This is a genomic window from Pedobacter hiemivivus, from assembly GCF_004331685.1.
GTDB classification, from domain to species: domain Bacteria; phylum Bacteroidota; class Bacteroidia; order Sphingobacteriales; family Sphingobacteriaceae; genus Pedobacter; species Pedobacter hiemivivus.
In genome coordinates this window covers 35,760-49,017 of the sequence record NZ_SJSM01000025.1, presented here as the reverse complement: position 1 = coordinate 49,017, position 13,258 = coordinate 35,760, and the positions used below count along the sequence as shown (strand labels likewise).

11 protein-coding genes are annotated in these 13,258 nt (G+C 38.9%); 7 read left to right on the top strand and 4 right to left on the bottom strand.

Annotation, left to right across the window (positions count from 1 at the left end):
- Positions 1–151 precede the first annotated feature (151 nt).
- From fabF to EZ444_RS23355, 5 genes are all read left to right on the top strand, one after another.
- Complete coding sequence (gene fabF, locus EZ444_RS23375) at positions 152–1,405, top strand: beta-ketoacyl-ACP synthase II (RefSeq protein WP_131611914.1); 1,254 nt, start codon at positions 152–154, stop codon at positions 1,403–1,405.
- A gap of 155 nt (positions 1,406–1,560) precedes the next feature.
- Entirely contained in the window at positions 1,561–3,189 is a 1,629-nt protein-coding gene (locus EZ444_RS23370) for an acyl-CoA carboxylase subunit beta (protein ID WP_131611913.1), read from the top strand.
- A 101-nt stretch (positions 3,190–3,290) separates the two neighbouring features.
- Positions 3,291–4,253: a thioredoxin-disulfide reductase gene (gene trxB, locus EZ444_RS23365; protein WP_131611911.1), complete on the top strand. Its 963-nt coding sequence runs from the start codon at positions 3,291–3,293 to the stop codon at positions 4,251–4,253.
- 114 nt (positions 4,254–4,367) lie between these two features.
- Positions 4,368–6,272: a beta-N-acetylhexosaminidase gene (locus EZ444_RS23360; RefSeq protein WP_131611909.1), complete on the top strand. Its 1,905-nt coding sequence runs from the start codon at positions 4,368–4,370 to the stop codon at positions 6,270–6,272.
- Between the two features lie 22 nt (positions 6,273–6,294).
- Complete coding sequence (locus EZ444_RS23355) at positions 6,295–6,921, top strand: hypothetical protein (RefSeq protein WP_131611907.1); 627 nt, start codon at positions 6,295–6,297, stop codon at positions 6,919–6,921.
- A 22-nt stretch (positions 6,922–6,943) separates the two neighbouring features.
- Here the strand turns inward: EZ444_RS23355 and EZ444_RS23350 are convergent, their stop codons facing one another.
- Both EZ444_RS23350 and EZ444_RS23345 read right to left on the bottom strand, forming a co-directional pair.
- A complete protein-coding gene (locus EZ444_RS23350) occupies positions 6,944–7,573 on the bottom strand; it encodes a response regulator (RefSeq protein ID WP_131611905.1) in 630 nt (209 codons plus the stop codon).
- An 11-nt stretch (positions 7,574–7,584) separates the two neighbouring features.
- Entirely contained in the window at positions 7,585–10,485 is a 2,901-nt protein-coding gene (locus EZ444_RS23345) for a ligand-binding sensor domain-containing protein (RefSeq protein WP_225874827.1), read from the bottom strand.
- 177 nt (positions 10,486–10,662) lie between these two features.
- Here EZ444_RS23345 and EZ444_RS23340 point away from each other — a divergent pair, with 177 nt between their 5' ends.
- Complete coding sequence (locus EZ444_RS23340; RefSeq protein WP_131611903.1) at positions 10,663–11,025, top strand: VOC family protein; 363 nt, start codon at positions 10,663–10,665, stop codon at positions 11,023–11,025.
- 19 nt (positions 11,026–11,044) lie between these two features.
- Positions 11,045–11,902, top strand: coding sequence for a helix-turn-helix transcriptional regulator (locus EZ444_RS23335; RefSeq protein ID WP_131611901.1), 858 nt, complete (start codon positions 11,045–11,047; stop codon positions 11,900–11,902).
- 151 nt (positions 11,903–12,053) lie between these two features.
- Here EZ444_RS23335 and EZ444_RS23330 read toward each other — a convergent pair whose 3' ends face one another.
- On the bottom strand, positions 12,054–12,650 hold the full coding sequence (locus EZ444_RS23330; RefSeq protein ID WP_131611899.1) for a hypothetical protein: 597 nt from the start codon (positions 12,648–12,650) through the stop codon (positions 12,054–12,056).
- Positions 12,637–13,134 (bottom strand): RNA polymerase sigma factor, encoded by a 498-nt coding sequence (locus tag EZ444_RS23325; RefSeq protein ID WP_131611897.1) that lies wholly within the window; start codon positions 13,132–13,134, stop codon positions 12,637–12,639. Before EZ444_RS23325 ends, EZ444_RS23330 begins: the two co-directional genes overlap by 14 nt.
- Positions 13,135–13,258 lie beyond the last annotated feature (124 nt).

Sequence of the window (13,258 nt, the reverse complement as noted above, 5' to 3'; positions counted from 1 at the left end):
AATGAACTTGAAAGATATAAGGAGTAAAGTCGTAATAGCTTTAATGCCGAAAAACATCTATTTTTGGCGCAGGAAAGAGTAGTGTCGATTATTAATAATAAGATAAATTGTTCAAAACAACTTTTGTTTTGATATAAAGTAACAAGTAAATATGAAAAGAGTAGTAGTGACAGGTTTAGGTGCTGTAACCCCGGTGGGAAATACAGTAAAAGAATTTTGGGATAACATTGTAGCCGGTAAAAGCGGTGTAGCAGCTATCACAAAATTCGACACTTCAAAATTCAAGACTAATTTTGCTGCCGAAGTTAAAGACTTTGATGCAGAAGCTTATGTCGACAAAAAGGAGCTAAAAAAGTACGATCTATATACTCAGTATGCTATTGCTGCGAGTGATCAGGCCATCAAAGACTCAGGATTGAATTTTGAGACTATGCCTGAAGTGGAAAGATACGAAGTTGGCGTAATCTGGGCTTCTGGTAATGGCGGTATCACCACTTTTGAGCAACAATTGAAAGAATACCATTTAGGCGATGGTACACCAAGGTTCAGCCCTTACTTCATTCCTAAAATGATTGTTGATATTGCTGCGGGAGTAATCTCTATCAGAAATAAACTTCATGGACCAAACTACGCTACGGTATCTGCCTGTGCTTCTTCAAATACAGCCATTATCAGCGCGTTTGATACCATCCGTTTAGGTAAAGCAAACGTTATGGTTGCTGGTGGATCTGAAGCTGCAATTACAGAGTCATCTGTGGGTGGTTTTAATTCAGCTCATGCTTTGTCGAAAAGAAATGAAGATCATGCAACTGCATCCCGTCCTTTTGATGTAGATAGAGACGGTTTTGTTATTGGTGAAGGTGCTGGTGCATTAATTCTGGAAGAGTACGAACATGCGATTGCAAGAGGTGCACACATTTATGCCGAAATGGTAGGTGGTGGTATGGCAGCTGATGCTTATCACTTAACTGGTACGCCACCGGATGGTCTGGGTGCTTCATTAGGTATTTCTAAAGCTTTGGCTGATGCTGGAATCTCTGCTGATAAAATTGACTACATCAATGCACACGCTACCTCAACAGGATTGGGTGATGTTGGTGAGTTAAACGGTATCAAAAAGATCTTTGGTGATTTGCCTGTAGCAATCAGTGCAACAAAGTCTATGACTGGTCACTTGCTTGGTGGAGCTGGTGCAATCGAAAGTATCATCAGTATCATGTCTGTAAAAAATGACATCATTCCTGGAACGATCAATACGAAAGTATTAGATCCGGAGATTCCACAAGGATTAAACATCATTCTTGGCAAATCTATCCATAAGGAGGTTAATTACGTATTAAACAATACTTTTGGCTTTGGCGGCCATACTGCAACTTCAATATTTAAAAAGTATACTGCAGAGTAGTAATTCATAAATCCTGGCCTTCGCCGGGATGACAATTTCGATGGGTTCGGTTGTTTTTAAAAAAATAACCGGGCCCATTCTTGCGTTTAGGGGTTTTGTACCAAAGCCCGAAACGGACTTTTGTTCTCGATAAAAATATAATTTAACTTGGCCCGATGAATATAGAATTCAATAAAAATGAGGATGTGAATAAGCAATCGGTTTTTGAACTAAAAACCAGGCTTAAGAAGATATATAAAGGCGGTGGGGATAAGAGTGCGGCGAAACAAAAAGAGAAAGGGAAGCTGTTGGCTAGAGAGCGTATTGCTTACTTAATTGATAAGGAATCGGACTTTCTGGAGATCGGCGCCTTTGCTGCGGATGATATGTATGCTGAGCAGGGCGGTTGCCCTTCGGCAGGCGTGGTATGCGGCATTGGCTATGTATCGGGTAGACAATGTATGATCGTAGCGAATGATGCTACCGTTAAAGCTGGTGCCTGGTTTCCTATGACCGCTAAAAAGAATTTAAGGGCGCAGGAGATTGCCATGGAAAACAGGCTTCCTGTAATTTATCTGGTAGATAGTGCAGGTGTCTATCTGCCGATGCAGGATGAGATTTTTCCCGACAAAGAACATTTTGGAAGGATGTTTAGAAACAACGCCCTGATGTCCTCTGATGGCATTGTACAGATTGCAGCAATCATGGGTTCTTGCGTAGCAGGTGGTGCTTATTTGCCCATCATGAGTGATGAGGCTATGATTGTTGATGGTACGGGCTCTGTGTTTTTAGCCGGATCGTATTTGGTTAAATCGGCTATAGGTGAGGATGTGGATAATGAGACCCTCGGCGGTGCAACTACGCACTGCGAAATATCAGGCGTAACCGATTATAAGCACCCTAATGATGAAGCTTGTTTAGATAGCATTCGTAACATCATGAATAAGCTGGGTGCCCCACAAGTGGCCGGGTTTGATCGGATTAAGCCGGCACTACCAAAGCTGGACATGGACGAGATTTATGGCATATTGCCCGAAAACAGGGAAAAGCCTTATGATATGCGTGATATTCTTCAGCGATTGCTGGATGATTCTGAATTGGAAGAATACAAGGAATTATACGGACAGAGCATTATATGCGGATTGGGTAGAATTGATGGTTGGGCTGTGGGCATTGTTGCCAATCAGCGTAAGGTTGTTAAATCTAAAAAAGGAGAGATGCAGTTTGGCGGGGTTATTTATTCCGACAGTGCAGATAAGGCTACACGGTTTATCATGAACTGCAATCAGAAAAAGATACCGCTGGTGTTTTTACAGGATGTGACTGGTTTTATGGTGGGTAGCCGATCAGAACAAGGTGGTATCATCAAAGACGGCGCAAAAATGGTAAATGCAGTCGCCAATTCTGTAGTTCCAAAGTTCACCATCGTAATCGGAAATTCTTACGGCGCAGGCAACTATGCGATGTGTGGTAAATCATACGATCCAAGGTTAATCTATGCCTGGCCAAGTGCTAAGATTGCCGTAATGGGTGGTTCGCAGGCAGCTAAGGTATTGTTGCAAATTAAAGAGGCTTCGCTAAAAGCAAAAGGAGAGGAGATTACCCCAGAAAAAGAAGCGGAATTGCTCAAAGAAATTACCGATAGGTACAATAGTCAGACTACCCCTTATTATGCCGCTGCAAGGTTATGGGTAGATGGAATTATTGATCCAAAAGAAACGCGGAAAGTGATCTCTATGGGCATAGAAGCAGCCAATCAATCACCCATTAAAAAGCAGTTTAACGTAGGTATTATCCAAACCTAGGCCGAATTATAATCTATATATCACAATGTTGCATTTGTTACAAAATAGCTATTTGTGTATAGCGGGATAAAGCGTAATTTTGCATTACAATATAAAAATATATGTCACAAGAAGTAGAACACGTTGAATGTTTAATTATAGGTTCAGGACCTGCAGGTTATACTGCTGCAATTTATGCAGCTCGTGCAGATCTTAAACCGGTTATGTATACAGGCATGGAGCCAGGTGGTCAGTTAACACAAACCACTGAGGTAGATAATTTCCCAGGATATCCTAATGGAATAACTGGTCCTGAAATGATGGAAGATTTTCGTAAACAAGCTGAGCGTTTCGGAACAGATGTACGTTTCGGTTATGTAAGTTCTGTTGATTTCTCTTCATTGCCACATAAAGTTGTCGTGGATGATATCAAAACAATTACTGCTGATACAGTAATTATTTCTACAGGCGCTACAGCAAAGTGGTTAGGCCTTCCAAGTGAGCAAAAATACAATGGCTTTGGCGTTTCAGCCTGTGCCGTTTGTGATGGTTTCTTTTTCAAAGGACAAGATGTTGCAATAGTTGGTGCAGGAGATACAGCTGCTGAAGAAGCAACTTACCTGGCTAAACTTTGTAAAAAAGTATATATGCTGGTTCGTAGAGACGAATTCAGAGCTTCAAAAGCAATGGTTCACAGGGTGATGAATACCCCAAATATTGAGGTGATCTACAATACCGAAACTAAAGAGATCCTAGGTAATGGTAAGAATGTTACTGGGGTTAAAGTGGTAAACAATCAAACGGGTGCAGAAACAGATATACCTGTTGAAGGATTCTTTGTTGCAATTGGTCATAAACCAAATACAGATATCTTTAAAGGTTGGTTAGATATGGATGATACTGGTTATTTGAAAACAGTTCCAGGATCTACATTAACCAACGTTGAAGGTGTTTTTGCTAGTGGAGATGTACAGGACAGCTATTACCGTCAGGCAGTGACTGCCGCGGGTTCTGGATGTATGGCCGCATTGGATGCTGAACGTTATTTAGCAGCTAAAGAACATGATGTAAAAGTGGTCTCTTAATTACTAATAAAAAATACAAAGGGGCAGGATCATTTTTATGGTCCTGCCTTTTTTGTGGTTTATAATTAGGATTTTTTTATCTTAGTCATAGAAACAACGTAATTATTAACCCTAATGATGAAAAAACTCCTATCAATTGTATTATTGGCATTCGTTTATGTCAACGGTTTTGCTCAGAACGACATTAATGTAGGGATCATCCCCGCACCCGTATCCGTAAAAAAGAACTCAGGAAGTTTTAAACTGGATAAGACAGTTGTGCTGGTTTCCAGCGATGTAAAAGACACAAAATCGGCCGATTTATTAAATGCCTATATCGTTGCTAAAGGAGGTTTTGCATTAAGGCTAGCTAAAACTGCTGCTGCTAACACGCGCAGTATCATACTTAGCACTTCAGATGCTGATCAATTGCCTGCCGAAGGTTATAAAATTAAGATTACTCCTAAAAATATTACCATTATCGGTAAAGATGCCGGCTTGTTTTATGGTGTACAGTCTTTAATACAAATGATGCCTGAAGTAGCAGGGGATGGGATGACCATAAATGCTGTTGAAATTAATGACTATCCGCGTTTTAAATATAGAGGATTGCATTTGGATGTAGGACGTCATATGTTCCCGGTTTCCTTCCTTAAAAAATACATCGACATGATGGCTCAGTATAAGTTAAACAACTTTCACTGGCATTTAACTGAAGATCAAGGCTGGAGAATTGAAATTAAGAAATATCCAAAATTAACTACTGTTGGCGCCAGCAGAAATGGAACGATTATAGGTCATCACCCGGGAGTAAATACCGATGGTACACCTTATAAAGGCTTTTATACCCAAAATGAAGTGAGGGAAGTAGTCGCTTATGCAGCTGCTAAATTTATCAACGTCATTCCTGAGATTGAATTACCTGGCCATAGCTCTGCCGCAATTGCGGCTTATCCTGAATTAAGCTGTTTCCCAGAACGGGATACTTTTATAAGTGATAAAACGCCATGGACGGGCTCCCGTAAAGGCAAACAAGTACAACAAACCTGGGGCGTATTTGACGATGTATTTGTACCCACAGAGCAGACATTTAAGTTTTTAGAAGATGTGCTCGATGAAGTGATTGCGCTTTTCCCATCTAAATACATCCACATTGGTGGTGATGAAAGTCCTAAAGCCTACTGGAAAGAAAGTGCGTTTTGCCAGCAATTAATCAAAAAACTGAATCTGAAAGATGAACATGAATTGCAAAGTTATTTCATCCAAAGGATTGAGAAATACATCAACAGTAAAGGCCGTAGAATTATAGGCTGGGATGAAATATTAGAAGGTGGATTAGCACCAGATGCTACCGTTATGTCCTGGAGAGGAGTAAAAGGTGGTATCGCAGCTGCTCAACAAAAGCATGATGTGATCATGACCCCTAATGCCGGTGGTCTTTATTTTGATCATAAGCAGTCCGATTCAGCTGATGAACCTACAAACATTGGCGGTTTAGCGCCTTATTCTAAGTCTTATGCCTATAACCCTGTTCCTACAGAACTTACAGCAGATGAACAAAAATATATTATTGGTGTTCAGGCGAACGTTTGGACGGAGTATATTCAAACTTCATCAAAAGTAGAGTACTTCTTGTTGCCAAGGTTATTCTCTCTGTCAGAGATCGCCTGGACTCAGGATTCACGTAAGGATTTTAAGAACTTTTCGGAAGAACGCCTTCCACTGCATCTGGCTAGATTGGATAAAACAAATACAAATTATTGGGTGCCAACCCCATTTGGTCAGGATAAGAAAGTGCTGAATGGCGAGGACTTTAACATAGCATTAAAAGAACCTGTTTTAGGCTCTAAAATCTATTACACGTTTGATCTTACCCGTCCTTCAGAAATTGGTACTTTATATACCACACCTATTAAAATTACCGTTCCTAAAGGTCAGAAGCAAATCCTCAAAACAATTGTGGTTACTGCTGGCGGAAAGAGGAGTGTCGTAACCGAGACGATATTGAACAACGCTGCACCGGATGTTAAAACAAAATAAGCGATAAAACAATTATATAATAATGAAACAAATAACCAATTTATTCCCACACACCCTGTTATTGGCAGGAACACTTTTATTGGCATCATGCGGTCCTCAAACCAATGAAAAAGTAGCACCTGCAAAGGAAGATGCTACTGCAGCCATTACAAAAGCTGCCGGTCAATTCCCGTTTTATAAAGATTTGAATGTAAAACCGGGATTGAATTTTGAAGTGGTAAGCTGGGGTAAGGGGGTAGATAGCATTGGTGGCTTTCTGGTACTGATGTCTGATTCTGTAAAAAACAATTATAAGACTTTATCAGGCGAGCGTAAAGGAGTTATTACCGATGCCTGGAATATGGATATGGATAATGATGGAAATCCTGAGATTTATATCGAACTGCTGAGTAAGAAAAATGTGTTGGATCTCAACGTTTATGAGTACGCAGGTGGTGATTTCAGGAAGATCAGTTTTCCTCCTTTAAGCAGTAATACGAAGAAAAGCTATGCCGGGAACGATAAGTTTATCATTAAGAATGGGGATTTGTTTCGCACTTTCCCGCTCGTAAATCCAAAAGATACCACTATTAAAGCTGGTGAGGTTAAGACGTTAGTATACCGCTTAAGCGGAAATAGTTTCTCTGTAAACGAAGTAAAAGTAGAGTAATTAAAAACAACAGGCTGGTACCTTATACCAGCCTGTTGTTTCTAGCCACTTTTATAGCATCAGCCTTAGAGTTTACGTTCAGTTTAAGGTAGATGTTCTTAATGTGTGTTTTTACGGTTTCAGTTTCAATAAACAACTCCGTAGCAATTTGTGAACGATCCTTTCCTCTTGTAATCAGGTTAAGTATTTGAGTTTCCCTTTTCGTAAGCGGCGAATCTGGATTTTTCTGCAGTGATGTGATCACCTTTTTGGCCACATTCGGACTCATAGGACCACCACCTTGCATCACATCTTTAATGGCCTCGATGATTTTTGAAGAAGGGGTATTTTTGGTAAAATAACCCGAAGCCCCGTTTGCCAACGCTTCTAAAATGATCTTTTCTGTTTCGTGCACGGTCAGCATGATGATATACACATTTGGCAGCAGCTTTTTTAATAAGGGTAGTGCATCTATTCCATTGGTGCCCGGTAGCTGTATATCCAGAATAATCACATCCGGATTGTCTTTTGTGATCTTTAGTTTGGCCTCATCAAAAGATGCATAGGTATTCACCACCTGGTAGGGAGAGGTATTGTTCACCAGATAGGTATAGCCCTCTCTGATGGTCTCATCATCTTCAATGATCACGATTCTTGCTGCTGGCTCATTCATTTTTTTATGCTTTAAAATTTAACCGAGAGCGCTATGGTTGTACCATTATGGTTTGAAGTTATGTTTAAGTTGCCTTTAATTCGGCTGGCCCTTACCTGCATATTGTTCATGCCGTGACCATTTTTTGCTGATTCTAAGTTAAATCCTCTTCCGTTATCAGTAAGCGTGATTTCCAAAAGATTGTCATTCATTTTTGCTGTAAAATTAATGCAATCAGCATTCGAATATTTTAAAGCATTATTGATGGCTTCCTTAAAAATCATCAGGATATTTCTGCTCATTTCCAGCGAGAGCCGCTTGTCACTATCGTTTATCGTGGTTTCCTCTTCAAAATGAATTGGGGTATCATTAAACATTTCATACCCAAATTCTTTAATGTAGTTTAACAATTCTCCGATCGTGTCGTGTTTTGGGTCTAAAGACCAAAGAATATCTTTTGTTCCGGTATACAATTCGTTTACATTGGTTTTTATCTTTTGTATAATGCTTCTTTTTTCCAGATCATTTTCGTCTGTCATACTACTCAGTACCTCAGATAAGACTGATATTCTGGTCAGTTTGTTACCAAGATCGTCATGAAAATCTTCCGCAGTTTGTTTTCTGATTTTAAATTGCTCTTCCAGTTTTATTTTGAGCCTTAACTTACGTTTACGTTCGTTTAGATTAAGGATCACATATACCGAAAATAGGATCAGCAATAGAATAAGGACAATAATAAATACTTTAAAAATGGTGGTTTGATAGTAAGGCGGCGTAATCTCAAAATTAAAAGTCGCTGTATGGAGTGATGATATGCCCGACGAGGTAACCGCCTTCACCTGAAAGCTATATTGGCCAGGGGGGAGGGCAGTGTAATTAACAGAGGTGTTACCGTTAAGTGGACTGTATTTATCATCCAATCCGATCAATCTGTATTTATACAATACAGATTTAGGGTTGGTTAGATAAATCCCCGTAAAATTGATGTTCAGGTGATTGTGTTGGTAAGTTAATTTTACTTTTTGGTTTAATTCATGGCCTTTGTAGGTGACTTGTAGATTGTTTTGTGTTCCTTTTTTGTTTTGCGCCAATATACTGGCCGAATTGATGAAAATGTAAGGCCTGTTTAAAGTAGCCGTTTCTGTATTGTTATCGTATACCACAACGCCTTTGGTGGTGCCGATCCAGATTTTCCCATTACTTTCAAGTATCGCATTTTGATTGCATTCCACTAATGGGACATTTTCATTGGTATTGGTTGTGATACTGAAGTCTTTAGGGTTTAATTTATTGATTCCTCGTCCAGTTCCTATCCATATTACTCCTTTTTTATCCAACAGCAAGCTGTAAACATGGTCAGAAGACAAACCGTCCTTTGTACTCAGTTGCTTAATTTTTCCGGTACTAAAATTCCATATAATGACACCATTATCAGCCGTTCCAAATAACACGTAGCTCCCGTATTTGAGCATAGATAAGATGCTCGATCCAGCAAGTGGTTTAAAATTTAGGGGTTTGATGTCCTTTTTGTTTCGGATCAGGTAGGCTCCATTTTGTGTACCCGTTATGATCAAATTGTTTCCTATTTCCAGTAAACTGGTTTCAAAATTTTTGCTAATCCATTGGATCTTTCCCGCTTTGGGCATCAACATAAAACAGCCTAAATTTGTGGATATCCAGATGTTTTTATACCTGTCCTCCATAATCGCATTCGAAGTAATGGCACTATTTCCGCCATCTACACGTTTAAAAGTTCCCTTACTATAAATCCATAAACCACCGCCAACTGTTCCTATCCAAATGTTATGACTGCTGTCTTTAAACAAAAAGTTAATGCGCTTGGTGTCTTCATTTTCCGAAGGGATGTTTATCCGCTTGATCTGGTTGTTTTTGTGTACAAATAGGCCGTCGTAAGTCCCAAGCCATATTTCATCAGGGCCAGGACCATTAATTATGCTCATTACAATGCTATTCTGTAAACCCTGAGATTCATCAAAAGTCACATAATTTTTGCTGTTGAATTTAAAAATGCCGGAGCCATCAGTCCCCAGCCAGATGTTGTTTTCGGCATCCCTGAATATCTGGCTAACCACATTGTCGGTAAAGCCATTCTGCGCATTGAAATGAATCCGTTGATGTTTAGAAATATACCAGGCACCTCGGTTCGTACCTAGCCATATATTTCCTCTTTCATCCTGATTAATCGCCGTAGCTTTTTTTATGATATCAGCATATGCAGGTTTTACGGTCCCATTTTCGGTTACAAATACGCCCGTTGTGGTCAGAAACCATACTTTATCTTTCTCAAACTGGTCTACCATCATATCGGTGATGATTAAATCACCCAATTCCTCATAACGTAGTTTTTGATGCCATTTTTCGGCCTTGAGGTAGTACAATCCATGGCGAAAAACGGTGGCCCAGATCTGGTGTTTATGATCCGTTTTTAAGGTGGTCACAATTTCTGAAGTATCGCCAGTTATGCTGATGTGTTCGGCCTTTGGACCATTTAGTTTAAAAACGTTTTTACCCGATATGCCATATACTATTCCAGATGGACTGGTGTTTAGCCGGTCTACCCAATCATTTTTCCCTTTAAAGTTGTGAAAACGGCCCTCTTTATAGGTTGATAAACCTCTTTCTGTGCCGATCAAAAGGTTGACTTGCTGATCTAAAGCCAGGGAAAGTATAAAGTTACTATTCAAGCCATTGGTTTTACCCATGTTGATGAACTGGTTCCCGTTAAAGCAGCTTAAGCCCCCAAGTGTAGCAATCCACAATCTCCGCTCTTTATCCTGGGTTATCGCGGTAACCTGCGATTGCACAAGCCCATCCCTGATATCATATTGCTCAAAGTTATAACGTTGTGCAAAACCTTCAATGCCAGAAATTAGCAATAGGAGGGTGATAAATATGGGTTTTAGGTAAAGCACAAATTGTTGTTTTTTGAGTTCGATTGAATATAGCTAAAATCAATAATAACTAAAGGACATGTAAATATAATGTTAAAATAAAAATACCCCTTAAAGGGTTACTATTTTTTTATTGCATTATATTAAATTTGTTTAATCTACAGTTATTAGGGATAACTGTCATGTCACATTAAAAGTATGGACTTTAATCAGGTATATCAGGTTGTTTTTGTGAAATGTGAGGAAAGTTCCTTAAGTTTTTTTTGCAACATACCCGGCTTTACCATCGCAGAAAAAATTGAGATACAAGGTAAAGAATGTCCTATCCTACAATCGGGCAATGGCGATTTGATCATGCTTGTTGAAAAGGCAACTATAGAGGCAGATACGATTGTCTTAAAGACGGATGATTGTGTCAGAGACTACTATTTGTTTAATCAGAAAAATATTCCAGGCTTAACAAAACCAAGATATGTAGCCCATGGCATGGAGCTTTGCTTCTTGGATCCGTCAGGTAATCGTTTTATCCTGACAGAAGAGCGAGATTACTCAGAAGCTTGAAAAGATAAAAACTAAAGAAATGAAGTATAATAGGGTATTGGTGGATAAAAATGAGGTTATAAGTGAAAGCACTTATAGCGCTTATTATCCTAAAAATACCGGTAAATATGCTTTAAATGTAGTGCTCAGTGGTCAAGCCAACTACACCATAGAAAAGCGGGAAATTACCCTTGTACCAGGGAGCTTCATCTTCTTAAACCACGATACCTCTTATAGCAATAGCATCGAATCGAAAGTCGAAGTGAATACTTTTTCCGTATTATTTGATCCTGATTTTGTAGCTGATTTCGAATATTCTAATTTACTACAGGACCATGTCCTATTAGATCAACCCTTAAGATTTAAAGAAAGAGAGCGCCGGTTTGTAGAATCGATTCATCCATTAAAGGGAAATATTAAGTTTAATCTGCAGCACCTTGCCAAACACGTCGAAAATGGGGTGAATGACGAATTGCTTTTAAGTGAATACTTAAACCATTGTCTGGCTAATTATTATAAACTCTACCACTCAGAAATTATTAAAAGAGAAGCTTCTTTGCAATTTTTAAATGGGACTACCAAAGTCGAGATCTTGAAGCGCTTAACTGTGGCAAGAGATTTCATGATCAGCAACCACAATAAACGGATTCGTTTGGAAGAAGTTGCACAGGTAGCCTGTTTGTCTGTAAATCATTTGCTACGAACTTTTAAACAAGCTTATCAGCAATCACCACATCAGTTTTTAACTGGCGTCAGACTTCAGCAAGCCAAGCATTTTTTAAGAAATACCGATTATCCGATCAATGAAATTGTGGATATCGTTGGTTTTGAATGTCCAAGCTCCTTTATTCGATTGTTTAGGAACTCTTTTCAAATCACACCAGGACAGTATAGGTAAGGTTAGTATACAGTTTGGTGAGATTCGCACACTACTAAATGGGTATGTTAAGCTAAATTTGAAGCAGGAAACCCACTATATAGATTTGGATGAATTTAATTTGGGTTAGTTAATAATAGGGCCTGGTCATAGATTATGATCAGGCCCTTTTTTATAACTCCTTAAATTGTTTACCCAGGCGTTCAAATTTCTCTATAAGTAACGCTATTCGCTCTTTTTCCTTTTTTATAACCGCTTTACGTACCAGCGTCGAACAGAATATGATCCATCCGAAAGTCAAGACGACAATCAGGCCTTGTGCCCATAAGTCGAAATAGCTTAGAATCTCGAAGAAGTATAAAACAATACCCAGACTTAAAGCAAAGGCATAAAACCAATACAATTTGCTGTACAGACTAAACCTGCTCAATTGATATTGTTTTAGGTTATTTAAAAACTCATTGGGGTCAGTGGTGAAGTCGTGCTTAGCCAACAGCTGGTGACTTTTATACAGCATAAATGTAGATACCGCAATTGCACTCAGAAAAATCGTCAAGCCTAGCTGGGGTACCCAGGAGTTAAAGTCGTAGAACAACCATAACATAGCCATTGCAACAAAGGAGAGCAGCATTCCAATGATATTAAAAAGAGATTTGTTGCGGATTGCGTTAACTTCTTTTTTTGCTTGCTGCAGCATTTGCTCTGATGAGATTTTAACCTCAACCGAATGCGATTGCCAAAGCGATTGTATATGATCAAATTCTTGCATGCTGATTGTATAATTCGGTAAGTTTTAATTTAATACGGTGTATTTTAACCCTTAGGTTACCTTCACTAATTCCTGATATGTCTGCAATTTCATTGTAAGGCAGTTCATCCAGTACCATGGTGATAATGAGGCGGTCATTTTCTTCTAATTTTGAGATGGACTTATAAAGGAGGGCTACCTGCTCATTCTTTTCAGAAAACTCTTCAGGCTGGTTCTCAATAATGTTGTCCGTCAGCTCATCTTTCGATTGTCTTTTTTCAGATCTTAAATAGGTTAAACAAGTATTTACAGCAATTCTGTAAATCCAGGTTGATATCAGCGATTTGTTTCTGAACTTATCCAGATTCTGCCAAACCTTTAAAAAGGTTTCCTGAAGCAAATCATTCGCAGCATCCTCATCGCCCGTATAACCATAGCATAAATGAAATATCTTTTTAGAATTTGTATCGAAAATCTGCTTAAATAATAGATCCTTTTTTTCCAATTGAACTCGTTTTATTCCCTAATTAGATAGTGTTACACCTATTTTGTTACGCTGTGAAGTTATATAAATAAGTACGTGATGAACAATTTTAGAGAATAATTTAATTATTGTAGTTTTACACCCT

Excerpts from the sequence above, each read along its gene's own strand:
- EZ444_RS23360 (WP_131611909.1), top strand. The coding sequence starts at position 4,368 with ATGATGAAAAAACTCCTATCAATTGTATTATTGGCATTCGTTTATGTC.
- EZ444_RS23330 (WP_131611899.1), bottom strand. The coding sequence starts at position 12,650 with ATGCAAGAATTTGATCATATACAATCGCTTTGGCAATCGCATTCGGTT.
- EZ444_RS23350 (WP_131611905.1), bottom strand. The coding sequence starts at position 7,573 with ATGAATGAGCCAGCAGCAAGAATCGTGATCATTGAAGATGATGAGACC.
- fabF (WP_131611914.1), top strand. The coding sequence starts at position 152 with ATGAAAAGAGTAGTAGTGACAGGTTTAGGTGCTGTAACCCCGGTGGGA.
- EZ444_RS23340 (WP_131611903.1), top strand. The coding sequence starts at position 10,663 with ATGGACTTTAATCAGGTATATCAGGTTGTTTTTGTGAAATGTGAGGAA.
- EZ444_RS23335 (WP_131611901.1), top strand. The coding sequence starts at position 11,045 with ATGAAGTATAATAGGGTATTGGTGGATAAAAATGAGGTTATAAGTGAA.
- EZ444_RS23355 (WP_131611907.1), top strand. The coding sequence starts at position 6,295 with ATGAAACAAATAACCAATTTATTCCCACACACCCTGTTATTGGCAGGA.
- EZ444_RS23370 (WP_131611913.1), top strand. The coding sequence starts at position 1,561 with ATGAATATAGAATTCAATAAAAATGAGGATGTGAATAAGCAATCGGTT.
- trxB (WP_131611911.1), top strand. The coding sequence starts at position 3,291 with ATGTCACAAGAAGTAGAACACGTTGAATGTTTAATTATAGGTTCAGGA.